Origin of the sequence: Serratia sp. CY71090, assembly GCF_052166845.1 — a bacterium.
Taxonomy (GTDB): Bacteria; Pseudomonadota; Gammaproteobacteria; order Enterobacterales; family Enterobacteriaceae; genus Serratia; species Serratia nematodiphila.
Genome location: NZ_JBJNOA010000015.1, coordinates 43,164 through 66,249, shown reverse-complemented (window position 1 = coordinate 66,249; position 23,086 = coordinate 43,164). Strand labels below are relative to the sequence as shown.

The following is a 23,086-nucleotide window of genomic DNA, read 5'->3' as shown; positions in this document are numbered from 1 at the left end:
GTTCTATCGAGACGTTTCCCATTGCAGAACGGCGCTGATGGCCGCTGGCAATACCGTCAGGGTAAATAAAGTGGCCACTAATAACCCACCAATAATGGCATAGGCCATAGGTCCCCAAAATACTTGGTGCGCGATAGGTATCATCCCTAATATTGCTGCACAAGCCGTCAAGAGTATCGGTCTGGAACGATGCAGTGCCGCCTCGACAATCGCTTCAGTATTATCTGCGCCTTGTGCTCTGTTTATTTCCACTTCTTCAATAAGGATCACGGCATTGCGGATAATCATCCCCGCCAACGCAATCACGCCAAGAATCGCGACAAACCCCATTGGCGTTCCGGTGGGTAACATAGCAGCAACAACGCCAATCAAACCGAAGGGGGCAATCAACAGCGCCAACATCATGCGTGAGAAACTACGCAACTGCACCATGAGCAAGATGAGCATCACCAATAAGGTCACTGGTAGAACGGCGAACACTGAACGGTTGCCTTTCATAGCTTCAACGACGCTTCCGCCCTCGGTAATATGGTATCCCGGTGGCAAACTTTTGCGTAATTCATCGACAACAGGCGCCAAATCTTTAGACACACCGGACGCATTCAACCCTGGCGCAATATCCGTTTGTACCGTAATGAAAGGCTCTCGTTGCCGCCTCCACTGAATAGGTTCAGCCAACGTATAGCCTATAGTTGCAATCTGTTTCAACGGCACAACGCGTCCATCAGCCGTCGTTAATTGCAAGTCCGCGACGGTTTCAATGTCTCGCCGCGTATTTTCTGAAGCTCGCAGCACAACGTTAACCTGGCGATTTCTGTCTCTGATCGTCGTTACAGCGGACCCCGAATACATTTCAGCAAGAGCACTTGCAACATCCTGAGAGCTTAATCCCAAGGCCCTCGCTTCCGTCTGATTAAGCGTTATATAGAGTTCTCGTTGCGGTTCTCCCGCAGTAAGGTTGACCTCTCTTGTCTGCGGGTTGTCACCCAATTTCCCCGCCAACTCCATGGATATCTCACGGATTTTGGTCAGATCCGGGCCGGAAACGCGATATTTCAATGGCCAACCTACCGGGGGACCCAGCTCCAACGGCGACGCACGCGTAACAAGATGGCCGAAATCTTTTTGCAGAATTTTTTCAAGCCTGGCCTTCACGGCGTCACGCTCTTCAAGTCCCTTGGTGACCACAACCAATTGAGCGATATTTTCGTTATCAAGCAACAGGTCCATTGGCAAATAAAACCGCACGGCACCCGATCCAACATACGTCGTAAAATGATCAATATCGGGATCCTTCTTGAGGATTTCCTCCAAGCGAATGGCTTCCCTCGCCGTATCTTCCTGCACGGCATTTCTCGGCAGAGTCAGACTGACGAGTAGCTCCGGCCTGTCAGAAGCGGGAAAGAACTCCTCTTCCATGTGCGAGGATCCGATAAAAGCAATGGCCAGTAACAGAACCGCCACGATGCCGGTCATCCCTCGGCGCTTAAGGATATATCGCAATGCACTTTCGTACTTTTGCATGACTTTACCTTTACCGTGGGTGTGTTCCTTCATCACCTTAGGTAAAAGCCACACGCCTATCAGCGGTGAAAAAAGTACGGCAACAATCCAGGAGTTGATGAGTGAAATCAGCACCACCATGAACAGAGAATAACAGTACTCCCCCGCACTCGACGTTGCGAAACCGACCGGGATAAAACCGGCAATCATGACCAATGTGCCGGTCAGCATCGGGAAAGCCGTCGTCGTCCAAGCTTTTGTCGCCGCCTTTTTGACAGGGTCTCCTTTTTCCAGGCGCGACATCATGATCTCTACAGTGATCATGGCATCATCGACCAGCAACCCCAGCGCAATAATTAATGCACCGAGGGAAATACGCTGTATACCGATGCCGGCAATTTCCATACCGATAAATGTCATGGCCAGCACCAGCGGAATGGATGCTGCGACCACTAACCCGGCACGGGTGCCTAGTGATAGGAAAGAAACAGCCAGCACAATGACGACCGCCTCAAGGAGCACTTTCATAAAGCTCCCTACCGCGTCATGCACCACCGTCGATTGATCGGCCACTTTCAGCACGTTGATACCTGCAGGCAAGCGGCTGGATATATCATCCATCTTTTCGTTAAGCGCTTTACCGAAATCCAGCATATTGCCGGTCGGGGCCATGGAAATGGCCAAACCAATCGCCGACTCCCCATTAACCCTGAAGGCCGGCGTCGGCGGATCGACCGCCTCGCGAGAGATGGTCGCAATATCCGTCAGAGGAACGAATCTATCCTGAATATGCAGTGTCAGCTGTTTGAGGCTTTCTTCCGATGCGAAAGCACCACTGACCCTCAACATAACTTTGTCTTTGTCGGTTCTTATTTCTCCCGCCGGAGTCACGGCATTTTGCGCGCTGATGGCGTTCTTGATTTGGTCAAGCGTCAGCCCCATACCCGCTATTTTCTGCGGTGAGAATGATAAGATGACCTGCTCTTCTTTTACGCCCAGCAGGTTCACCTTCCCAACATCCGGCAGCGTTAAGACGTTCGTGCGAACTTTGTCCACCAGATCGCGCAGTTCACGCTCGCTGAATCCTTCACGCGTAAAGCCATAGATGGTCCCGTAGGTATCATCAAATTCATCGTTGACAGCAGGTGAAGTGACGCCAGCAGGAAGCTGAGGGGAAACGTCCTTTATTTTTTTCCTGACCGTATACCACAGTTCCTTCACTTTCTCAGGCGGAGTATTATCACGCAGATAGATAAAGATAACCGACTCGCCAGGCCGGCTATAACTCTCCAAATAATCAAGATAAGGAACTTCCTGAAGTTTTTTCTCCAACGGATCAGTCACAAAATTGACGGTATCTTCCACGGAGGCCCCAGGCCAACTCGCGGAAACCACCGCCGTTTTAATGGTAAACGCCGGATCCTCGTTGCGCGGCAAGTTGTAATAGCTCATCACCCCGGCAATGGTGATAACCAACATAAAAAAGGCAACAAGTTGCTGATTGGCAAGCGCCCAGGCAGACAGGTTAAACTTCTTGGGTTCAGAGGCATTCATCAGAATTTATCCTCCAAACTTACTTTCTCGCCAGGCCGTAACTTGCTCACACCAGCGATCACAACCTTGTCGCCAGGTTTGAGCCCATCAGAAATAAACACATCCTCGGAGCTATAACGAATAACGTTAACTTTGCGCAACGCCAAGGTTGATGTATCCGGTTGAACAATTAGAACGGCAGGATCCGCGCCATCACGGGTCATCGCAGATGCCGGCAAAACAAACGCTGCTTGCCCCGGAATAACGATACTTCCCTGCACCGTCGATCCCAAAGCCATTTTCTCCGGCGGGTGTGCTAGCGAGACTCTCACTCGCCAGGTTCGCGTCTGCTTATCCGCCTGTGGATTCACATCTCTGATCACACCCTCAGTCACGACGGAAGGATCGGAAAGCAGCGCAATCTTGACTTTATTATCGGGAAGATCGCTGTACAAAATAGCTTCTGGAACGTCAAATACGGCATCCACACCCTCATTGAGTGAGAGCGTAACGACCCCCTGCCCTGCACTGACAGTTTGGCCAGGGTTCAGGTTAACCGAAGTCACTACGCCATCCGACGGCGCAACTAGACGGGTGTAACCCAATTGCTCCTGAGCGATTTTCAAATTCGATTGAGCAGAGACGCGTTTTGCCGCAGCGACTTCAAGATTGACCTTAGCCTCATCAACCTGAGCCTGCGCGATAGCGCCGGTTTTGATCAATGATTGTAACCTTTTGAAATTAAGAGCAGCCAAGCGTTCTGCAGAAACAGCTCCAGCCAGCTCTGCTTGCGCACTACGCACTTGATTCTCGTTATTTCTAGGCTCCAAAGTCGCGATCGTTTGTCCCGCCTTTAATTTATCTCCCACATCGACCGGCCGGCTTAGGATCCGACCATCAATACGAAACGAGAGCTGAGATTCTTCATGAGGACGAATTTCTCCGGTGTGCTTTATCAAAACTCCACCAACCGGGTTATCGACGACAAGCGTTCGTACGGAGCGTGTAGGCACCTCCTCTGTCTTTGCTTTATCATCACACCCCGCCAATAACACAAATAGGGGAATAATGAAAAGTTTCCAGTATTGAAATAGGAATACGCCCTTGACCGCACTTATTAACCTGAACAAACCTACTGACATAAGACATTCTCCTGATAGTCTGTCGAAGAATTAAACCTTTTTTATGTGTAGATTTAGTCCACGCTTTTTCAACAAATCATCAAGACTCTATTTTCATTGGAAGAATTAGTAGAAATAGCATCCCACCGTCAGGATGATTCTGAGCACTGAGACTGCCATCGTGCTCCCGGCTTATCGCCATAGCGATGGAAAGACCAAGCCCACTCCCGCCTAGATTTCTAGATCGCGAACTTTCTTCCCGCGAAAAACGTTCGAACATCAATGGTAAAAACGCTTCATTGACGCCCGGTCCATAATCGCGAAAACCGACGACAACCTCATCATTAGAATGATTTATGGTGATTGTCAGTTTTTTGCCGGAATGAGCATAGCGCAATGCATTTTTTATGAGAATCGTAATAACTTGCCCAATTCGGAACGGGTCGGCATAAACAAATACGGAGTCAGTACTTTCAAATTCAATAATAAAATCCTCCTGAGAGACCTCAGCCTTTAGCCATTGCAAACGCTCCTGAATTAAATCACACAGATTCACATTATATTTCTCTAGTGATAACGCCCCGGCTTGTGACAACGACAACATTTGAAGATCGTCAATAAGTCGATTAAGGCTTTTCAATGGCTGCATGACCAAATTCAATTGATGCTTATCCGGCTCAAAAACACCATCCATAATTCCCTGAAGCCGCACGATTGAAGCTGTTAATGGTGAACGTAATTCATGTGCCATGGCAATATGAGAAGCGCGAAGCTCCCCTTCATAGTAAGTAAGCTTTTTGGTCATCTCATTGAAATCGTGAGTTAGAGTCAGAAGTTCTTCCGGTGCTTTCTCTTCTAATTTTGCTTGCACAGAGAAGTCCCCCTCGGCGACTTTTCTCGCAGCTGTTACCAGATATGAAAATTGCTTTGCCAACGGCCGTGACATATAAAGCCCCAGTAGGACCATTAGAGGAATAGCGACAACAACCAGAATACCCAACATGATCCAATCCCCCGAAGTGATCGAAGGATTAGCAAAATCAATGCCATACCAATAGTGAAAAAGGCTGTAAAATCTATATAAATCTTCATTAGGGTTATCAAGCAATCGCAGGAACTCCTTTCGGACATCTGCCGGCATTTCATGATATAAAACCCATGCACTATAAATGGCATACCGCAGCCACATACAGAGTGCGATAATAACAACCACGCCGATAGATTGAGAAATAACTCTCACACAGATCCACTTCCAAAGTGAGGCTCTCTTGTTTCCTTTGTTCATTTATTCCAATACCTATATCCCGTCGCTCTAACGGTTAGTAGAACGTCGTTCACCCCTACCGAATTGAGCTTCTTGCGCAAATTATAAATATGCGTATCGACAACCCGTTCAAATGCATCACTCTCAGGCAAACACATATTCAACAATGTTTGTCGAGAAAATGCTCTTTTAGGCGCACGCATCAAAACAGATAATAATAAAAATTCAGTCGGTGTAAGCTCCACTGCAATTTTAATATTTTCTGCGGGGCAGACGTGAACTAATTTCGCCTCTTCATCAAGTTGTACCGGACCACAAATAATGAGGTCGGATTTTATATTCAATGTGCTCGCTCTTCTCAGCACCGCATGAACCCGAGCAACTACCTCTCCCGGATTGTAAGGTTTCACTATATAATCGTCTACTCCATGCCTCAACGAGGAAATCTTATCTTGTATTTCACCGATTGCAGTCACCATGATGACCGGCACATCGCTCTTTCTGCGCACACGTGCCAGTATTTCATTACCACTTATTCCTGGCAGCATGACATCCAATAAGATCAAGTCAGGTTGCCAAGAGAAAGCCATCTCGAGCCCCTTAACACCATCACCTACTTTGGCAACGGTAAAGCACTCTCTTTTTAGATAAGCCTCCAGGACCTCTGCAACATGCATATCGTCCTCAATGATTAAAATTCTTTTTTCTTCCATATACTAACCTGCTATTCAGTCACGCCAATCAAGTAAAAATCGATATAATAAAGCTTAGCACTTTTTTATTTAAAAATTAAACAAAAAACAGAGATAGTACATATTGGTGCATTAAAAATAAAGTTAGGATGACTTCACTCAAAGATAAGTGCAACAGAAAAAAATAATAGCATTAAATTTCAAAAAGTTAGATGAGCCATATCATTGGTGTGAAATAAAAAAGAAAAAATTGATATCATCTTGACAGAATTAAGCAATAATCGAGATTTAGATCGCGTCAATAGGTAGAGACATAAGGAGTCAGTGCAATGGATATAAGCAAAATGGAACAATCTAAAATATTTATTCATAGTGTCATTAATTTATTGGAGACGTACATTAAAAAGCCTGTAAATATCATCAACCTTATTGATAAAACTGGATATTCCAGATGGTATGTGCAACGTAAATTTTGCTCTTTAGCCGGGATATCGATGAAATCTTATATCAGAGCAAGAAAAATGACAGAAGCGGCGAAAGTTATTTTATCTACAGATAGAAAAATCATAGATATTGCACTTGAATACGGCTACCAAGAACAACAGGCCTTCTGCCGAGTATTTAAATGTCACTATGGTGTTTCCCCTACGATGTTTCGCAAAATGAATAAGCCACGTGAAGATATTTGGATATCAGCGGAGACGGTGCTTGTAAGGTTCAGGGAGAATATAAAATTAAATCAACAAGTTAATAAGAGCACAGCAGATTACCAGCAATTAAGAATTGTAGGGGATGATTAGTCAGCAACATACTTATGGTAAAAAGATCAAATCTCCAATTATTCCTTTTGATTCATGATACCTGTTTACTGGTAATCCGCTCAGTCAACCGATATCTTTTATGCGCCAACGAAAAAGCTTTCTTGAATTATACAATCGCCTCTGTTTTTGTATCGCTTGCCGTAAGTCGAAGAGGAAGAGAAGAAGGAGGCGTTTAGCCACAGTTTTATATCACAAGCCCATCTCTAACTCGATACAACGTATCTTCATCGTTGACTCGTACGTGCGTAGATTCCCAGCGAAAAAGCAGTCATACACACTCATATTCGCTCAGTTCCGACTTTGGCTTCTACTCACTTAAATGCATCATGATTTTACTAGGTTTTAGAAGGGTTAGAGGAAAACCGTTCTTCCAATACATATTTTTATCTTTATGTTTCAATGCATTGATGGATGTATAGCTACCTTCTCGATGCCCCCCTGTTCACCTGCAGAGTGAACCGTCTGAACCGTAGGAACAAAAAAACCGGCCTGAGCCGGTTTGGTGAGCGCTTGTCGTTATGATATTGACCGTTCCGCGGCCGATAGGATGCCCTGGTGTTGCTGCGTGTGTTTGGGTCACTGCCACTATAGGCGGCGCGGCGATTGAGCGTCCAATGGGTTCGGCAGATCAATAATGGCCTATTGATCGGCCCGGCCGATCGACCCGCTCATCGTCACACAGCACAGCATTTCGGCAGCCAGTCCGCTTCGCACTCGTCACTCAATTTCAAGTTGGTCTGTATTCCCTGCTTGGTACGGCGTTTCAGCAACGTGTGTTCGTACTCTTTCAGTGTCTGCGGCACCGCCTGGCCGAACGCCGTCAGGTTCATCACGTGCTGATAACCTCTAGCGGCCATAAACGACAGGTAGGCGTGATATAGGTAGCGGCGCGGGTTCGGCGGGGTAATGTTGGCATTGCCGATCATCATGCCTTCCGGGGTGCCCAGCACCGTCAGGTAACCGCAAAAATCAACCAGCGGATCGGCATGCCGTTTGATTTCCAGGGCTTCCGCCGAACTCTGCTGCGCCTGGAGCAGTGCACGCGCGTCATTCGGGTTGGCGAAGCGTTGCATCAGGTGACGCACAATCACGGCCAGCTCTTCGGTGATCTTCGCCAATAGCAACGGGTCGCGCTCTTCGGGGGCGATAGCTTCCGGGAACGGCAAAATAACGCGGCGGCGCGAGATGCCGCCGCTGCGGTCGCTGAACTGCATCGGGTTGTTGTTCACCGCCAAAATCACCGCCGGAATGTGCGCCGCGTAGGCGTCGCGGTATTTCGGGTCGATGGCGACCGCATCGCCGCCGGTGATGGCCTTGATACCCGCCCCGTCACCGCTCCACTTCTCCTGGTCGGGCAGAATAATCAGCGAGTAACCGACCACGCTGGCCCGCTCGCGCGCCGACTCCAGGTTATCGATGGTGGCGGAGGTGGTGTTATCACTACCTGCCAACAGCCGGGCGATGGCTGCCATTAGGCTCTTGCCGCTGCCGCCCGGGCCAGTCACTTCGAGGAACAGCTGCCAGTCGTAGCGGTTAGCCAGCACCATAAAGAGTGCCGCCAGAATACGTTCCTGCTTGTCGTGATTGCCCCCGGCGGCCCGCGTCAGCCACTGCCAGAAGTGCGGTGCATGGTCGGCCAGGTTCTCACCGGCACGCGGCGGGGTGTAGTCCACGCTGTTGACGGTGCGCAGCCAGTGCTCTTGCCGGTGAGCGCTGAACTGGCCGCTGACGGTATCAAACACCCCGTTACGAAAGCCAATCAACCGGCGGGCAGGCTCGCCCATCTGCGGCACCATCAGCTTGAGGGTATCCAAAATGCTGTTGATACCGGCGGCGGAGAACGGCGCGCGTACCTTCTGGAACAGCGCGGCAATCTCCCGGCTCAGTTGCCGATGTGGCAGCACCTGCCAGGCGCCGCGGGTATAGCGGCACAGCTCTTCCCCCACCGGTGGCACCGCCAGGGTGTTGCCGTAGTGCTCGGCCAGCAGTTCGGCCTTCTCGCTGGCGCTCATGGCTTTCAAATCGGCATCACTCAGCGTGTCGAAGGGGCTGGGCTGCGACGGCTGGCTGAACGCCTGGAACTGTGCGCGCGTGGCCTCGGCCCCTTCCCGGCCATAAACGTCGTTCCAGTCGCCTTCCGAGGGCGGCAGTGCCGGGATACCGCCGGTGAGTGTGGCCGCCTCGGCGGCGCGGGTCTGCCCGGTGCCGCAGCGGTCATTATCAGCCGCCAGCAGTAGCCGCGCGTCCGGGTAGTGGCTGCGCAGCTGCTCTGCCACGGCCGCCAGGTTGTTGGCGCTGAGCGCCACGCACACCGTTTCACCGGTCAAGCGGTGCACGGTGAGGCCGGTGGCGTAGCCTTCGGTGAGCCAGATAACCGCATTGTCCGGGCCGCTCAGAGTGTGGCAGGCGGCTTTCACCTGCCCGCCTGCCAGCATGCGTTTGTCCCCGTTGGCGTTAATCAGCTGCACGTTAACCACTTCTCCCCCGGCATTATGCAGCGGCAGCAGCAGGTCGCCGGGCTGGAAGGTGATACCGCCAACGCGCAGCGGCTGGCCCTGCAAGGTCAGGGTGTCCACCTCCGGCAAGCCTTTGGCGCTCAGGTAGGCATTGCCGGTCTGAGGTTGCGCGGCAGCCACTAAAGCCTGTGCCTGTCGCGCGGCCTTGCGCTGAGACTCGGCCTTATCTTTCGTTGAATGACCAGTCTCAGCGGCCGGTGGCAGAGCGTTGGCGCTATTCCCCATCACGGCAGCCACCTGTTCGGCGGCGGCCTTTGCTGACAGCGACAGGGCTTTTTCCACCAGGTTGAGGCCGTCACCGGCCCCGCACTGATTGCAGAACCAGGTGCCGCGCCCATCCTGGTTGTCGAAGCGGAATCGGTCTTTGCCGCCGCAGGTTGGACACGGCTGCGGCTTGCCGTTCGGCTGCAAGGCAATGCCGAGGGCCGGGAGTATCACCGGCCAGTGGCCGGTGGCGGTGCGTACGGTCTGGGAAACGAACTGGGCGCTCATGCTCTTCTCCTCAGTGTACGGTAGCGTGCTGTGCCGCCGACAGGCGCTCGCAGCACAGTTCGTCCATCATCTTTTGTCCCAGCGCGGTCAGGCGCGGCGCAGCCACCAGAACGTCCGGCTGCACCATGTCACTCAACATGGTGCACGCCATGTCCATGCCATCCTCTGCGCCGTACTGCCGCACAAAATGTCCCTCCAGGCGCAGGGCAATCGTCATCTGCAGCTCGTCCAGCGTGTAACCCAGGCTCACCCGGTAAAAGGCGCAGGTGTCCAGATAGGCCTGCGCCACGGCGCGGCGGAAAACGGCGGTGCGGACTTCAATCGGTAAACAGGATGCGGTGTTCATGCGGCGGTGGCCTCCATGCGGGCAAGGATTTGGGTTTCACAGGTGTTGACGACGTGGCCGAGCTGGTCAGTCAGCAGGGCAATGACCGAGGCAAACGACGCCTGTTGCACGGCATCAGGGCGTTGCCCGCTGAGGTCAAGCGTATCCAGCAGGTCGAGGAACAGCACGCCGGTGGCGTGCGCATGCTGGAGACGCAGAAAATCGGCATGCGGAATAGGGTAATGAGTATCGCGGTAGTAGCGGTCGGCCAGGGTGTTCATGCTGCCGCCTTAACCGGCAGACGACCGGCAAAGGACAACACATAATCACGGGCCAGCAGGCGGCGAGCGTTGTGCTCAGAATCCGCCACGGTGCGCACGATACGCGGGGCGGCAGTCAACGCAGAACGGCGCACGGCCGCAAACAAAAAGCAGAATGTAGGGTGAGTCGGGGTGAGGGTCGTAGCCATAACGGCAGCCTCCAAGGTTAGCGAATTACCGCTACCACCGGAGTTCCTACACTCAATGGTGGTAGCCCAGACGGGGGTAGGAATACCGGCAACCTTGGAAACCGGCCAGCCCGAAGGCTGCCCCGCCTGAGCCACCATTGATTGACTGCTGCGGTAGCATAACATCCACCGCGCAAAAAATGAGCGCACTAAGGCTGTGACATAAAAAAACACGCGTGGCGCGTGTTCATTTGTCGCCAAGATTAAACACGGGTTCCTACGCCCGGCTGCCGATTTTGCGGCAGCGGGAGGACTATAGCGCAGGGCCGGACGTGGGGGCAAGCCGTAAGACGCCCCCGGACGTTCAATCGATCGCATAGTGATCAACAGTCGGTCAGTTGGTCGTTGCGGGTATCGGCCGCCGCGCAGGTCAGCGGCACCGGCCCGGCTCGGAACAGGCGCGGCTCGGCTTGGCGACTCGCCAGACGGATAACGCCGTGTTTTTCGCTGCGGTGCTCCGGCAAGACGACGCCAGGCTCTTTACGCTGCAACAGGATAGCTTCCGCCACAAACAGCGCGTCGCGCTCATCGAGGGTGAAATGCTGGCGACCAAAGGTTAACTGCATCATGCGGCGGCCCCCTGGTGACGGTTGGCGATGCGTTCATCCATCCACTGCTCGACCTCGGAGGCCAGCCAGGCGACGTTTTTACCGCCGAGGGAGACCTGGGCCGGGAACTGCCGACGGCTCATCATCTCGTACACGGTGGAGCGGGACAGGCCGGTGGTGTAGAGCACTTCCGGCAGGCGAATAAAGCGCTCGCGCGGGGTGTAACCGCCAGGAAGCACCGGCGACAGAGTGGATGGGGCGGGGGTGGAAACGGTCAACATAAAACGCTACCTCTTGGTGTCCGGCCAACGCTGGCCGGGACTGTGTGAACTTCGGTAGCGCCCTATTATGTGAATATTTACCGGGGTGGCAACAAGGTGTTGTTGTGTGGCTCGTCAAGAAATGGTTATAAAAACAACAAATTATAATAGCTCAGCAATCCTCACTACTCCTCACCCTTCCTCAACATTACCCCATAGTTTTCAACAATGAATTCATTGCTAATAAATAGGTATAAACAGACTAACCACCGCTAGCCAGGGAAAAGGCTGTTTTGGACTGGGTGAATAGTGATGAACACCGGGTGAAGAGTTTAGCGAGAAGTGTTCACCCTATTATTTACTGATTTATCTATATTTTTTATTTAGGTGAACAGTAGTGAATAGTTTTAGGTAAAACTAAAAACGGCTTGATGGTTTTCTCATCAGCGCCCAAGGCTGTTGTCCTGGGGATAGTCCAACCGGGATGAATGGCGATGTTGTACGGCGGTCAGCAGAATAGCTTCACATTGACTGACACCGGAGACATGACCGTGAGCACCACCGCCTTACCGAAATACATCACCGATACACTGCAAGCCCTGCGTGACGCTCGCGCCGCCCACGACAAAAACTACCAGGCATTGACCGACGTCGTGACAGGCATTGCCCGCTGCCACCAACAGAAGAAAGACACCGAAGTGCAGAGCCAGGAGGCAGAAAGCCAGTGGCGCACCCTGTTTCGCAAACTGCGCGGAGAAATGACGCCGGAACTGCAAGCGCAACACCACAGTCGGATTTCCAAGCGGGAGCTGGCGAAAGAGTTCGACGGCCTGATTGAGGAGATGGAGCTGGACAAAATGCAGCTTCACCCCAACTGCGGCGGCACGGCCCCGAAGGTGGTGGACGCGCACAAAGACGCCCTCACGACCTTTGCAGCTCACGCGATGCGTCAGGCCGTGGATGCACTGAGCAAGGCGCTTATCAGCCCTGACGTTATCAAGGCGTGCGCACTGGCCTCACGGGCTTACGGCGTCTATGCGGACAATCCGATGAGAATGATTGAGCAACAGGTACTGGGCACGCTACAAGGCCGCATTCGCGCTACCATGGCTACGCAAAATATCGACCACCCGGTGCTTAATGAGATTGGCCTGACGATACCGCAAGAAACGGGCGTATTGCCGGAACTGCAAAGCAGCCCAATTCGCCGGACGCAAGTGTCAAGAGAACTGGCGGAAAAACGCCGTCTGCTGCAAGAGAAAGGGGCTCAATCATGATGCGCTGCCCGCTGTGTACCCATGCGTCCTATACTCGCACCAGTCGCTATATCACGGAACGGACAAAAGAGGCGTATTACCAATGTCAGAGTCTGACCTGTTCTTGCACATTCAAGACGGTGGAAAGCGTCGATAAAATCCTGTGCCAGCCGATACAGGCGCAACCGGTCGATGAGAACACCTTGCAACCACCGGAGAAACGGACGTTGAACCGCTATCGCCGCTACAACAGCAATCATCCCCTGCACTAATCACACTCCGCCCCGCCGCTCTTGACAGCATCGCGGGGCATTCCCCTTCCGCCTCGCCCAAAAAAGCCTTTTTCCTGGCTAGCCAGCCTCAAATTGCGTGTGCATGCATAGGGTGCATGATTTTGCATGCAAGAAAATGCACTTTTCATCCCCTGCCGCACTAGTACTGGCGCGGCCTGCGGCCGTTCATGCAACTGCATGAAAAGCGATACATAAAGCGCGCAGGCGAGGCGGGGGAAGTATTGCGCGCCAACAGTAATGAGCGTATTTATTTTCGCGGCCTGAGGGCTTTTCTGCGCTGTGCAGGTTTATGATAATGCCAGAGGGTGGTGAAGTAACCTCTGCAAGTATCGAGAGCTTCTGAGGTGCCAAGACGAGGGAGAAGCCGCCCGGAGGCGGCAATCCACAAAGTACATTTAGAAAATCTGAATCTAACCAACATCTAAAGCGATTATTTAAGCCAATGATCTTTAACACCTGAAAAATCTGCGTCATGCCATTGCTCTTTCCAGACTTCCCAGTATCGAATATCGTTTGAAGATGGCTGCCTATCTTCAGGACACAGATCAATCGATACTATAGAAGGTAGAACAATCGACTCCCCTATTACTAAGGCCTCACCTGCTTTAAGGGATGGCAAAGTATCAATAATGGATCCTAGTGTATCTGGTAGTAATCTCTTAACATAATTTTGATCTACAGGGTTTGTTAATCTCATGGCAATAAAATTATTGCACTGAGAGAAGATAGTCTCAGATATCTCGGATGGCCTTTGACTAGCTAAAAGTAATGTAACTCCATATTTTCGCCCTTCCTTAGCGATACGCTCGATTGATTTCTTTGAAGAACGATATCTCGCAAGGTCGCTATTCGGAACATATTTATGCGCCTCTTCATAAACCAGAAGAATAGGAAAGTCAGTGTCTTCCCCCTTAGACTCCTTCAGCTTTTTATATACATAACCATACTCAAAAACAAGTCTTGATATCAAGGAAACCGTAATACTCAACACTTCGAATGGTATACCACTAAGATCTAGGATTGTTACATTTTTATTGCCTCCCGGTTCTCCTTTTGCTCCTAGTAAATTCTTTATAACATCTTCAAACTGCTGGCTCCTAGATTTCTCAGAAAAAAGAAAAGATAGCCTATCTTGATTTATTTTTTCTGAAAATCTTGAAATGAATTTATCTAGCGTTCCATCAGCGTAAAATCCTTTTGTTACATTCGAATTTTTAGAATTGTAAAAACTGAATTTCTTCTCGAAATACTTTTCAATACGTTCTTTATCATCAAGCTTGCAGCCGCAATCTTGGGTTGTTGAACTATCTCCCTTTTCGTCTGCCGCACCAGACTCGCCAACAATCATATACCTATCATTTGCCTTTGAGTTTTTTGTTTCATCTCTCAGGTTTTTTAAAGCATTTTCAATTTCATCTATATTAAAGAAAACAGGGCTATCATAAAAAACTTTTGATAATGACTTATTGTGCTTTTTCTTGTTTGCTGTTACCAGCATTCTAAATACTGCAGACTGATTGTAATTATCCCTTTCTCCAGTATCTAATAGAATTTCCTCTAGTTCTTCACTGTTTAGCAACCAATATGGTAAACAAAGGTTGTTGACATCTAAAAAGTTAGCATCAGGAAAGGCTGAACGATACTCTGAATGAATATCAAAAATAATCACATGAGAGTTATTTAAATTAAAATCACCACTCTTCCCATTAATTGCCGTTTGTATTACTTTTGAAACAGTATGCGACTTTCCAGAACCTGTTGATCCTATTATAGAAATATGTTTGTTAAAGAATTTATTCCCATCCAAGGGAATTCTTATACCTTCGTTATATGAAAGAGAGCAAAACTCAAAATGCTTGTTTTTTTCAACAGAATCTTTGTAGATATTACTAATATCTTCATATGTTGCAGGCGCAGCCTCTTTTGGAGGTAATGCTATTGAATCACCACCACGCTCAAACCTCCCATCTTTAATAATTCCCAATGGGTTAGCTTGTATAAGATACTTTCTTTCTCCAGTATCCTTAGCCTCAATTGAGAAGTTTTCAATAATGCCTATGAGCATCATAGTCCCATCGTCAGAGGGCACCTTGATATATGAGCCAACTTTCAAATTTTGACCATCTTTAAAATCATTAAGATCAGTTACAAGTATCTTAATATTATTTGGATAAACCGATATAACCTCAGCGTTAACGTTGTTTGATTTTTCATTAGTCATTTTAATATCCTTTTACACATATCTAATGATTTAACTTGTATTTTAACAACCTTATCTTGTTTACTTTCATAATTGTAAACAGGCTTATTTACATAGAATTGATAAATTTCTTTTGTTTTAGTTGACCTTGCTAATACCTCGTCAATTACTTTAATGTCATTTATAAACCTAACTTTATAAAAAGAAATATCATTAACATCTCTCATTAATGAATCACAATTAAAATTTGCACCTTGAAAATCATGTCCATCCATCGGAGGGTAGCCAGCTCTTCTTAATGCCAGCTTCAATTCCAATAAATCTGAAGAAGACATTCCATGAATGTAAAAGTATGGACAAAATCTATCCTCTTTTTTTATTTTTATTTTAGTGGCAGACCATCTTTTTAAAATAACACCAATTAACTCAATCACTTCGTTAATTTTATAACCGTTATCTTCAATAATAAAAAAACGGTCAAAATTATTGGTATTCATTACCGAAGGGAAATATTTATCTCTTAACTCCCTACAGTAAACAGCCTCTGACTTAAATATAGAAAACCAAATATCAAATAAGACACTCTTAGTGTCTATATGTTTTTTAAATTCAATCGGATAAATCCTCCTATTCTCCTCTCCTTCCAGGGCGGCATATTTCTTTATAAGTGAAACTGCATTATTGTAATAATAAAATTCCGCTTCAAACATAGAGCATGAATAAACACTCTGAATCTCTTCAAATACTTTACTTATTTGTTCATCATAAGACGGTGCATGGATATCAATAGTCAATAATTTTATGAAATCTGATAAATGCTGATCGGTAAGACCTAACTCAGTATGAGTTTCGATGGTTTTCTTTTTTCTTTCTTTATCACCTTCTTTGTTTTTGTCTTTTTTTTCATATTCATTATATATCAAAAAATTATCTTTTAGATATTCAACCGTCAATGGAAGAGTCAGTTTATCGTGCCCTTTAGAATAGTATCCATACAATGTGTACCTATAAGATTCCTTTTGATTAAACGTTCTCTCAGCGAAATCCTTTAACATTAAGCGAATAGGTTTTGCTATGACAGATGAATTATATTCTGTACTCTCATAATATTTACATTGTATCGCCGTATTGTCATTGGCGGTTTTAAGATCAATATCTTCAACCCCCTCAATCAAAATCATATCATTATCGGAACGGCGTAATAACTCAAGAATAGTTTTATCAAATTGATAAAAATAACCTTTGATTGCATGTATAGCACTGCGTGGATTGTCCATGATCATCCCTTAATCAAAACGTAATTTGAATACCACTGCATCATATCCCGGCGTTTATCAAGGTATTGAGCATGATTATACGTACCTCTGATATTATTCTTATCAATATGAGCAAGCTGCATTTCAATCCAAGCCGAATCGTATCCTCTTTCATGGAGAATAGTAGATAAGGAATGTCTAAAACCATGCCCAGTAACTTTACCACCATATCCAATACGCTTGATAACCTGATTTATACTCGCTTCACTCATAGGTTTGTTCGGATCGTTCCGCCCCGGAAAAACATAACGATAGTTTCCTGTCATCATCTTGAGTTCACTTAGTAACTTTAGCGCGTGAGTCGATAATGGCACAAGATGGGGCCTGCGCATTTTCATCCTTTCAGCAGGAATTTCCCAAATAGCGTTATCCAGATCAAACTCTGACCATAATGCTGCACGTAATTCGATGGTTCTCACGCCCGAGATCATCAATAATTTCGTGGCAATCTGGACAAGCCTACTACCTGTGTAACCGTCTAAAGCACACAGAAAATCAGGTATCTCATCAGCTTTTAAGAACGGGAAGTGATTAGATTGATGTACTTCGAGGGCGCTTGAGAGATCTGCCGCAGGATTAAACTCAGCTCTCCCCGTAGCGATGGCATAACGAAAAACTTCAGCACAACGCTGCCGAACTTTACGCATTTTCTCTAGCGCCCCACGTTTTTCAATTTTACGCAGTACGTTCAACAGCTCTAACGGTTTAATCTCTCCTACTGGTCTTGTACCCACATAAGGAAAAATGTCGTTCTTAAACGCTTCCATGATATCTGAGGCATATCCTGCCGACCATTTGGCAGACTTAAGCTGGTGCCACTCTCTGGCTATCTTTTCGAAAGCGTTCTCTGACTCTGTTTGCAGAGCTAGCTTTTGCTCTTTTCGAACCTCACTAGGATTCTTTCCTTCTGCCACAAGTTTTCGAGCTTCATCACGGCGAGAACGAGCATCTGCTAATGTGACAATTGGATAAACACCAAGGGAGATCATTTTGGGTTTACCGCCATAGCGATAGCGGAAGCGCCAGCTCTTGCTTCCATTAGGTTCTATAAGCAATGACAGCCCTTGCCCATCTCCAAGTGTATAGGCTTTAGCTTCAGGTTTAGCGCGGCGAATCTGCATATCGTTTAAAGGCATGTGTATAGGAATCCAAGACCGAACAGGAACATATACGCAATCCTATACATATTAGATGCCGGATTCCACCGGAACAGTACGGACTAATACGGATTAAAAAAGCTAAAATACCTTTATAAAACAGAGTTGTTATGGATTAATACGGACGTTACAGGAAGAGGGAGTGGTGCCGATAATAGGAGTCGAACCTACGACCTTCGCATTACGAATGCGCTGCTCTACCAACTGAGCTATATCGGCATCGAGCCGGGCCTGCGGGGCAAGCCGGAAGTGCGTTGAACAAGGTAGACCTGTGCACGAAATGAGTCAATAGCCGCCGGGGCGTTTGGTTGTTTTATCATCAGTGGCGATTTGAAGGTCGTACCACACGAGCATCAACGCGGCTCGTGCAGCTCCCGTCATTCACTCAAGGCGCTTCATACCGCCATATCTTGAAGGCCATATTTCCGCCGGCGCCAACTCCAATGCTTCAGCGATCAGCCTCTCCCCTTTTGGCCAATGTCGAGCCAAAGCATTGCCTAACGTAGAAGATGCCAATCCGGCTTTTCTGGAAACAGCAGCCAAAGTCGTGCCCTTCTTCTTCAAAGCGGCGATGACGTCCGCCGGATGCCAATCTTGTTTATCCATCATGTTTAATCCTCCTGATTACCTTGCCTCGTAATTATCCCGTTTTGGGATAATTACGACAATCGCAGATATTCGATTTTGGGATATCACTCGCGGAAAACGTCATGACCTCAGTTTATTCAGCAGAATATCAATTGGTTATAAAAATACTTCGAGACGCTCGTATAGAAAAAGGCATCACTCAGGTCAAGTTAGCCGAAGCACTTGGCCGCCCACAATCCTTTATCGCTAAGGTTGAAAATGGCGAAAGGAAATTGGATGTCGTGGAATTTGCCTTGATCGCACGGTTACTGGATGTAAATACCGGGCCAATTATGGAACGCATTGGACGTAACGCTAGAAAGCTGAGATAAAGGGGAGCCCGCTTCTCAGATAAACGGATTCTCAGCTTAAGTTCTCTTCCCCAAAAACAATCAGGGCGCAGCACGCTGCGCCCTGACCTCTTTATGACCGCAATCCGGCCTTAGCTGCGCACCAGATCGTCGCCGTAGCCGATCCACTTGTAGGTGGTCAGCGCGTCCAGGCCCATCGGGCCGCGGGCGTGCAGTTTCTGGGTGCTCACCGCCACTTCCGCGCCCAGGCCGAATTGGCCGCCGTCGGTGAAGCGGGTGCTGGCGTTGACGTACACCGCCGAGGAGTCCACCGCGCGCACGAAATGCTCGGCGCTGCTCAGCGAGCGGGTGAGGATCGCGTCGGAGTGGTTGGTGCCGTGGGTGCGGATGTGGTCGATGGCCTGATCGATATCGTCCACCAGCAGCACGTTCAGATCCAGCGACAGCCATTCGTCGTCGTAATCTTCCGCGTTCACTGGCACCACCGTCGCCGGGCCGCCCTGCAGCAGCGGCAGCGCGTTTTCCGCCGCGTGCAGCGTCACGCCCGCCGCCGCCATTTTGGCGCTCAGCGCCGGCAGGAACTCGGCGGCGATGCTGCGGTTCACCAGCAGCGTCTCCAGCGAGTTACAGGCGCTGGGGCGCTGGATCTTGGCGTTTTCAATCACCGTCAGCGCCTTGTCGAAATCGACGTCGGCATCCACGTAGGTGTGGCACACACCGATGCCGCCGGTGATCACCGGGATGGTCGATTGCTCGCGGCACAGCTTGTGCAGGCCGGCGCCGCCGCGCGGGATCAGCATGTCGACATAGCGGTCCAGGCGCAGCAGTTCGTTCACCAGCGCGCGATCCGGGCTGTCGATCGCCTGCACCGCCGCAGCCGGCAGGCCGCACTGTTCCAGCGCCTGCTGGATCACTTTCACCGTCGCCTGGTTGGTGTTGTGCGTCTCTTTACCGCCGCGCAGGATCACCGCATTACCGGTTTTCAGGCACAGGCTGGCGACATCGATGGTGACGTTCGGCCGCGCCTCGTAAATCACGCCGATCACGCCGAGCGGCACCCGCCGGCGCTCCAGCTTCAGCCCGCTGTCCAGCAGGTTGCCGTCCAGCACGTGGCCGACCGGATCGTTCAGGCGGCACACCTGGCGCACGTCGTTGGCGATCGCCGCCAGCCGCGCCGGGGTCAACAGCAGGCGATCGAGCAGCGCTTCGCTCATGCCGGTGGCGCGCGCCTGCGCCATGTCTTGTTCGTTCGCCAGCAGGATCGCTTCGCTGTTGGCTTCCAGCCTGTCGGCCATTACCGACAGCACCTGATTCTTCTTCGCCGTGCTCAGCACCGCCAGCTGCCAGGAGGCCTGCTTGGCGGCCTTCCCCATCTGCTCCAGCATGCTCACTCCTTAACTGACAATCATATCGTCGCGGTGCACTGCCACCGGACCGTATTCATAACCGAGGATTTCGCTGATTTCCTGCGAGTGGTGCCCGGCGATCATGCGCATCGCATCGCTGTTGTAGCGGCTGACGCCATGCGCCAGATCGCGCCCCGCCAGGTTGCGGATGCGGATCACTTCGCCGCGCGAGAAGTCGCCCTTCACTTCGCGGATGCCTTTCGGCAGCAGCGAGCTGCCGCGCGCCATCATCGCTTCCACCGCGCCGTCGTCGACGGTGATCTCACCGGCCGGCGGCGCGCCGAAGATCCAGCGCTTGCGGTTTTCCAGCGGGGTTTCCAGCGCGTGGAAACGGGTGCCCACCGGTTTGCCTTCGATCACGTCCGCCACCACGCCCGGCTTGCTGCCCGCGGCGATCACCACGTCGATGCCGGCGCGGCAGGCCACGTCGGCCGCCTGCAGCTTGGTGCCCATGCCGCCGGTGCCCAGACCGGAGACGCTGTCGCCGGCGATGGCGCGCAGCGCGTCGTCGATGCCGTGCACTTCACGGATCAGTTCGGCCTGCGGGTTGTTGCGCGGATCGGCGGTGTAGAGGCCCTGCTGATCGGTCAGCAGCAGCAGTTTGTCGGCCCCGGCCAGAATGGCCGCCAGCGCCGACAAGTTATCGTTGTCGCCCACTTTGATTTCGGCGGTGGCGACGGCGTCGTTCTCATTGATTACCGGCACGATGCGGTTGTCCAGCAGCGCCGTCATGGTGTCGCGCGCGTTAAGGAAGCGCTCGCGGTCTTCCAGATCGGCGCGCGTCAGCAGCATCTGCCCGACGTGGATGCCGTAAATGGAGAACAGCTGTTCCCACAGCTGGATCAGCCGGCTCTGCCCCACCGCCGCCAGCAGCTGCTTGGAGGCGATGGTGGCGGGCAGCTCGGGGTAGCCCAGGTGTTCGCGCCCGGCGGCGATGGCGCCGGAGGTGACGATGACGATGCGGTGGCCCGCGGCGTGTTGCTGCGCGCACTGGCGCACCAATTCGACGATGTGGGCTCGGTTCAGACGCAGCGATCCGCCGGTCAACACGCTGGTGCCCAATTTCACAACCAATGTCTGGCTGCCGTTCATAGTATTTCTGCCGTGTGTAATGATGAGAAGAAGAGTGCAAAGGTCTTTGTAACAGGAGAGACGCGTTATGCCAACAGGCACAACGCGAAATCAGCACAATACGTGGTCAAACGGGGTCAGGCGGAGAGTTTGATCAGTTTTTCTTTGAAATCGTCGGCGGGTTCCAGCCCCAGCTCCATGGTCGCCAGCAGCTCGCCCAGGCGGCGATGGAAGTCGCGCAGGGTGTCTTCCAGCTTGGCGTTCACTTCATCATCCTTAATGTTTTGCGCCGTCCAGTCGCCTTCCTTATCGAACAGGCCGAATTGGTACGAATAGGTGAAGCGCGCCTCTTCCGCCTGCAGCTCCATCCACCAGCCCCAGAACTCGCGCTTCTCCGGAGCGGGCTTTACATTGACGCAGACGGCCAAACAATCAAAGAAAAAACGGTCGTTTTCACATTGCCCTTCACGCAGGTACGGCCCCAAGCTGGCAAAACGTTTCATTAGTCGGCTTTTAGGGTGACCACTCGGTAACGTCATTCTCTCACCTCCTCAATGTAGACCACTCTTTTTAACAAACTGTTAAAATTTAGCAACTAATTAACGCATTTTGTCCCTCAGCCAACCGGACATCTGCAGCAACGCCCGGTGGAAGCTGTCGTAGACCGGGGTGCGCGGGATAGCGATCAGCTTGCCGCTCACCGAGGAGGTGACGATCAGCTGCGACTCCTCTTTCGGGCTGAGCGTATCGCGCTCCCAGTAGCCGGAGATCATCGGCGTCGGGCAGCGGCGCCCCAGCAGCCCCTGCATTTTCAGCGAGTAACTGTTCAGCTCCACCTTCAGCACGTTGTCCGAGGCGTTAGCCATGCCCATGCGGCTGGCCAGCACGTCCATATACATATCCGGTACGTTCAACTGGGTGCTGCTGTCGCACAGCAGGCGATGCACCACCGGCCCCAGGCAGGCTACGCCGCGCAGCCGCTGCGGCTCCAGGTAGGCCAATCGCACCGCCACGTTGGCGCCGAAGCGGAAGCCGAAGGCGCTCACCCGTTGATGATCCACCCACGGCACCGAGGCCAGCTGGATCAACACCTGCTGGTGCAGGTAGCTGGAGTCCTGCGTCAGCTTCCATTTGCAGGAAGAACCGATCGACGGCATGTCGAGCGTCAGCATGGCGATGCCGTGCGGCGCCAGGTAGTCGCGGAACAGGCGATGATAGTCGGTCTGCAGCGTATCGAGGCTGCCGCACATCAGCACCGTCGGGAACGGCGCTTCGCCCTTCTCCGGCATGTGCAGGAACCCGGTGACGCTGCCGCCGCCTTCGATGCGAAACTCCAGCTCTTTCAGCTGATACGGCAGCAGCAGCGCCGCCTCTTCGTACGCGCGGTTAGCCAGCATCTCCGCCTGTTCGGCCAGTTCGTCGCCCTTCAGGTGCGGGTAGCCGGCGATGCTGTACAGGCTCGCGGCCTTCAGCCAGTATTCGCCGCCGAGCAGCGGATCCTGCTGCTCCGTCGCCCGCTGTTGCCACTGCATGCCCTGATGGATCCACTCGTAGATCCAGTTGCCGTTGCGGTAGCCCACCACGGTATCCAGCCGCTGCGGGTTGCTGCGCTCGGCGTCGGAGGCGGCGATGCGCGCCAGCACTTCGTGGATTTCGATCGGGCTGACGCCGCGCCAGGCCCACAGCAGCGGGTTCAGCATGCGGTACCAGCTGCCGGTGGTGTCGCCTTCCAATGCGGAATGCATGGCGGCGCTCACTTTGTTGCGCGCGCGCAGCACTAGCGTCGAGGTTTCAGGGTGTTTGAATTTGGGCTTGAAAAGAATTTCAGAAAGGTTGGCCTGTGCCATGGTAACAACAGCCTCCGTA

Annotated in this window: 22 protein-coding genes and 1 tRNA gene; 4 read left to right on the top strand and 19 right to left on the bottom strand. The window is 51.1% G+C overall.

Features of this window, described 5'->3' with window-relative positions; genetic code table 11:
• Positions 1-3 precede the first annotated feature (3 nt).
• The 4 genes from ACJ8OK_RS22455 to ACJ8OK_RS22440 all read right to left on the bottom strand — a co-directional run bounded on the left by ACJ8OK_RS22455 (position 4) and on the right by ACJ8OK_RS22440 (position 6,134).
• Positions 4-3,057 carry an efflux RND transporter permease subunit gene (locus ACJ8OK_RS22455; protein ID WP_015376754.1) on the bottom strand — a complete coding sequence of 1,018 codons (3,054 nt, stop codon included), beginning with the start codon at positions 3,055-3,057 and terminating at the stop codon, positions 4-6.
• Entirely contained in the window at positions 3,057-4,178 is a 1,122-nt protein-coding gene (locus tag ACJ8OK_RS22450) for an efflux RND transporter periplasmic adaptor subunit (RefSeq protein WP_015376753.1), read from the bottom strand. Before ACJ8OK_RS22450 ends, ACJ8OK_RS22455 begins: the two co-directional genes overlap by 1 nt.
• 79 nt (positions 4,179-4,257) lie before the next feature.
• Positions 4,258-5,442, bottom strand: a complete 1,185-nt coding sequence (locus tag ACJ8OK_RS22445) for an ATP-binding protein (RefSeq protein ID WP_031300176.1) — start codon at positions 5,440-5,442, stop codon at positions 4,258-4,260.
• Positions 5,439-6,134 carry a response regulator transcription factor gene (locus ACJ8OK_RS22440; protein WP_021504993.1) on the bottom strand — a complete coding sequence of 232 codons (696 nt, stop codon included), beginning with the start codon at positions 6,132-6,134 and terminating at the stop codon, positions 5,439-5,441. Before ACJ8OK_RS22440 ends, ACJ8OK_RS22445 begins: the two co-directional genes overlap by 4 nt.
• 308 nt (positions 6,135-6,442) lie before the next feature.
• Here ACJ8OK_RS22440 and ACJ8OK_RS22435 point away from each other — a divergent pair, with 308 nt between their 5' ends.
• Positions 6,443-6,913, top strand: a complete 471-nt coding sequence (locus ACJ8OK_RS22435) for a helix-turn-helix domain-containing protein (protein ID WP_021504994.1) — start codon at positions 6,443-6,445, stop codon at positions 6,911-6,913.
• A gap of 695 nt (positions 6,914-7,608) precedes the next feature.
• Here ACJ8OK_RS22435 and ACJ8OK_RS22430 read toward each other — a convergent pair.
• From ACJ8OK_RS22430 to ACJ8OK_RS22405, 6 genes are read right to left on the bottom strand one after another with little or no spacing between them, the layout of a single operon-like run.
• On the bottom strand, positions 7,609-9,942 hold the full coding sequence (locus ACJ8OK_RS22430) for a primase-helicase zinc-binding domain-containing protein (protein WP_407573222.1): 2,334 nt from the start codon (positions 9,940-9,942) through the stop codon (positions 7,609-7,611).
• 10 nt (positions 9,943-9,952) lie between these two features.
• Positions 9,953-10,288 carry a DUF5375 family protein gene (locus ACJ8OK_RS22425; protein ID WP_016928971.1) on the bottom strand — a complete coding sequence of 112 codons (336 nt, stop codon included), beginning with the start codon at positions 10,286-10,288 and terminating at the stop codon, positions 9,953-9,955.
• Entirely contained in the window at positions 10,285-10,548 is a 264-nt protein-coding gene (locus tag ACJ8OK_RS22420) for a hypothetical protein (RefSeq protein WP_147881529.1), read from the bottom strand. Before ACJ8OK_RS22420 ends, ACJ8OK_RS22425 begins: the two co-directional genes overlap by 4 nt.
• Complete coding sequence (locus tag ACJ8OK_RS22415) at positions 10,545-11,093, bottom strand: host cell division inhibitor Icd-like protein (protein ID WP_407573221.1); 549 nt, start codon at positions 11,091-11,093, stop codon at positions 10,545-10,547. The genes ACJ8OK_RS22420 and ACJ8OK_RS22415 overlap by 4 nt, the downstream gene beginning before the upstream one ends.
• Before the next feature lie 5 nt (positions 11,094-11,098).
• On the bottom strand, positions 11,099-11,344 hold the full coding sequence (locus ACJ8OK_RS22410; protein ID WP_033638862.1) for a hypothetical protein: 246 nt from the start codon (positions 11,342-11,344) through the stop codon (positions 11,099-11,101).
• Positions 11,341-11,604 (bottom strand): helix-turn-helix transcriptional regulator, encoded by a 264-nt coding sequence (locus ACJ8OK_RS22405; RefSeq protein WP_151429045.1) that lies wholly within the window; start codon positions 11,602-11,604, stop codon positions 11,341-11,343. The genes ACJ8OK_RS22410 and ACJ8OK_RS22405 overlap by 4 nt, the downstream gene beginning before the upstream one ends.
• Positions 11,605-12,071: 467 nt before the next feature.
• On the opposite strand from ACJ8OK_RS22405, the gene ACJ8OK_RS22400 reads away from it, so the two are divergent.
• Both ACJ8OK_RS22400 and ACJ8OK_RS22395 read left to right on the top strand, forming a co-directional pair.
• Complete coding sequence (locus tag ACJ8OK_RS22400; protein WP_407573220.1) at positions 12,072-12,860, top strand: NAD-dependent aldehyde dehydrogenase; 789 nt, start codon at positions 12,072-12,074, stop codon at positions 12,858-12,860.
• A complete protein-coding gene (locus ACJ8OK_RS22395; protein WP_151429046.1) occupies positions 12,857-13,111 on the top strand; it encodes an ogr/Delta-like zinc finger family protein in 255 nt (84 codons plus the stop codon). Before ACJ8OK_RS22400 ends, ACJ8OK_RS22395 begins: the two co-directional genes overlap by 4 nt.
• Before the next feature lie 451 nt (positions 13,112-13,562).
• On the opposite strand, the gene herA is transcribed toward ACJ8OK_RS22395, so the two are convergent.
• From herA to ACJ8OK_RS22370, 5 genes are all read right to left on the bottom strand, one after another.
• Positions 13,563-15,353 (bottom strand): anti-phage-associated helicase HerA, encoded by a 1,791-nt coding sequence (gene herA, locus ACJ8OK_RS22390; RefSeq protein WP_151429048.1) that lies wholly within the window; start codon positions 15,351-15,353, stop codon positions 13,563-13,565.
• Entirely contained in the window at positions 15,350-16,609 is a 1,260-nt protein-coding gene (locus tag ACJ8OK_RS22385; protein WP_407573219.1) for a DUF4297 family anti-phage-associated protein, read from the bottom strand. Before ACJ8OK_RS22385 ends, herA begins: the two co-directional genes overlap by 4 nt.
• A gap of 2 nt (positions 16,610-16,611) precedes the next feature.
• Positions 16,612-17,784, bottom strand: coding sequence for a tyrosine-type recombinase/integrase (locus ACJ8OK_RS22380; RefSeq protein WP_151429050.1), 1,173 nt, complete (start codon positions 17,782-17,784; stop codon positions 16,612-16,614).
• Positions 17,785-17,948: 164 nt separating this feature from the next.
• Positions 17,949-18,024 (bottom strand) — tRNA-Thr (locus tag ACJ8OK_RS22375).
• Positions 18,025-18,186: 162 nt separating this feature from the next.
• Positions 18,187-18,411 carry a helix-turn-helix domain-containing protein gene (locus ACJ8OK_RS22370; RefSeq protein ID WP_082997678.1) on the bottom strand — a complete coding sequence of 75 codons (225 nt, stop codon included), beginning with the start codon at positions 18,409-18,411 and terminating at the stop codon, positions 18,187-18,189.
• A gap of 104 nt (positions 18,412-18,515) precedes the next feature.
• On the opposite strand from ACJ8OK_RS22370, the gene ACJ8OK_RS22365 reads away from it, so the two are divergent.
• A complete protein-coding gene (locus ACJ8OK_RS22365; protein WP_033634088.1) occupies positions 18,516-18,764 on the top strand; it encodes a helix-turn-helix domain-containing protein in 249 nt (82 codons plus the stop codon).
• 110 nt (positions 18,765-18,874) lie between these two features.
• On the opposite strand, the gene proA is transcribed toward ACJ8OK_RS22365, so the two are convergent.
• From proA to frsA, 4 genes are all read right to left on the bottom strand, one after another.
• Positions 18,875-20,128: a glutamate-5-semialdehyde dehydrogenase gene (proA, locus tag ACJ8OK_RS22360; protein ID WP_015376739.1), complete on the bottom strand. Its 1,254-nt coding sequence runs from the start codon at positions 20,126-20,128 to the stop codon at positions 18,875-18,877.
• Between the two features lie 9 nt (positions 20,129-20,137).
• The gene (proB, locus tag ACJ8OK_RS22355) at positions 20,138-21,241 is read right to left on the bottom strand and encodes a glutamate 5-kinase (RefSeq protein WP_015376738.1); all 1,104 of its coding nucleotides are present in this window, start codon (positions 21,239-21,241) and stop codon (positions 20,138-20,140) included.
• 116 nt (positions 21,242-21,357) lie between these two features.
• Complete coding sequence (gene crl / locus ACJ8OK_RS22350; RefSeq protein WP_004930258.1) at positions 21,358-21,759, bottom strand: sigma factor-binding protein Crl; 402 nt, start codon at positions 21,757-21,759, stop codon at positions 21,358-21,360.
• Between the two features lie 60 nt (positions 21,760-21,819).
• Positions 21,820-23,067, bottom strand: a complete 1,248-nt coding sequence (frsA, locus tag ACJ8OK_RS22345; protein WP_103687000.1) for an esterase FrsA — start codon at positions 23,065-23,067, stop codon at positions 21,820-21,822.
• Positions 23,068-23,086: the final 19 nt, after the last annotated feature.

What these genes read in the sequence shown, in the direction of transcription:
- ACJ8OK_RS22370 (WP_082997678.1), bottom strand. Translation starts at nt 18,411, where the DNA reads ATGGATAAACAAGATTGGCATCCGGCGGACGTCATCGCCGCTTTGAAG.
- proB (WP_015376738.1), bottom strand. Translation starts at nt 21,241, where the DNA reads ATGAACGGCAGCCAGACATTGGTTGTGAAATTGGGCACCAGCGTGTTG.
- ACJ8OK_RS22445 (WP_031300176.1), bottom strand. Translation starts at nt 5,442, where the DNA reads ATGAACAAAGGAAACAAGAGAGCCTCACTTTGGAAGTGGATCTGTGTG.
- ACJ8OK_RS22415 (WP_407573221.1), bottom strand. Translation starts at nt 11,093, where the DNA reads ATGCGATCGATTGAACGTCCGGGGGCGTCTTACGGCTTGCCCCCACGT.
- ACJ8OK_RS22405 (WP_151429045.1), bottom strand. Translation starts at nt 11,604, where the DNA reads ATGTTGACCGTTTCCACCCCCGCCCCATCCACTCTGTCGCCGGTGCTT.
- ACJ8OK_RS22365 (WP_033634088.1), top strand. Translation starts at nt 18,516, where the DNA reads ATGACCTCAGTTTATTCAGCAGAATATCAATTGGTTATAAAAATACTT.
- ACJ8OK_RS22420 (WP_147881529.1), bottom strand. Translation starts at nt 10,548, where the DNA reads ATGAACACCCTGGCCGACCGCTACTACCGCGATACTCATTACCCTATT.
- frsA (WP_103687000.1), bottom strand. Translation starts at nt 23,067, where the DNA reads ATGGCACAGGCCAACCTTTCTGAAATTCTTTTCAAGCCCAAATTCAAA.
- proA (WP_015376739.1), bottom strand. Translation starts at nt 20,128, where the DNA reads ATGCTGGAGCAGATGGGGAAGGCCGCCAAGCAGGCCTCCTGGCAGCTG.
- herA (WP_151429048.1), bottom strand. Translation starts at nt 15,353, where the DNA reads ATGACTAATGAAAAATCAAACAACGTTAACGCTGAGGTTATATCGGTT.
- ACJ8OK_RS22435 (WP_021504994.1), top strand. Translation starts at nt 6,443, where the DNA reads ATGGATATAAGCAAAATGGAACAATCTAAAATATTTATTCATAGTGTC.
- crl (WP_004930258.1), bottom strand. Translation starts at nt 21,759, where the DNA reads ATGACGTTACCGAGTGGTCACCCTAAAAGCCGACTAATGAAACGTTTT.
- ACJ8OK_RS22440 (WP_021504993.1), bottom strand. Translation starts at nt 6,134, where the DNA reads ATGGAAGAAAAAAGAATTTTAATCATTGAGGACGATATGCATGTTGCA.
- ACJ8OK_RS22385 (WP_407573219.1), bottom strand. Translation starts at nt 16,609, where the DNA reads ATGGACAATCCACGCAGTGCTATACATGCAATCAAAGGTTATTTTTAT.
- ACJ8OK_RS22450 (WP_015376753.1), bottom strand. Translation starts at nt 4,178, where the DNA reads ATGTCAGTAGGTTTGTTCAGGTTAATAAGTGCGGTCAAGGGCGTATTC.
- ACJ8OK_RS22430 (WP_407573222.1), bottom strand. Translation starts at nt 9,942, where the DNA reads ATGAGCGCCCAGTTCGTTTCCCAGACCGTACGCACCGCCACCGGCCAC.
- ACJ8OK_RS22425 (WP_016928971.1), bottom strand. Translation starts at nt 10,288, where the DNA reads ATGAACACCGCATCCTGTTTACCGATTGAAGTCCGCACCGCCGTTTTC.
- ACJ8OK_RS22410 (WP_033638862.1), bottom strand. Translation starts at nt 11,344, where the DNA reads ATGATGCAGTTAACCTTTGGTCGCCAGCATTTCACCCTCGATGAGCGC.
- ACJ8OK_RS22395 (WP_151429046.1), top strand. Translation starts at nt 12,857, where the DNA reads ATGATGCGCTGCCCGCTGTGTACCCATGCGTCCTATACTCGCACCAGT.
- ACJ8OK_RS22455 (WP_015376754.1), bottom strand. Translation starts at nt 3,057, where the DNA reads ATGAATGCCTCTGAACCCAAGAAGTTTAACCTGTCTGCCTGGGCGCTT.
- ACJ8OK_RS22380 (WP_151429050.1), bottom strand. Translation starts at nt 17,784, where the DNA reads ATGCCTTTAAACGATATGCAGATTCGCCGCGCTAAACCTGAAGCTAAA.
- ACJ8OK_RS22400 (WP_407573220.1), top strand. Translation starts at nt 12,072, where the DNA reads ATGGCGATGTTGTACGGCGGTCAGCAGAATAGCTTCACATTGACTGAC.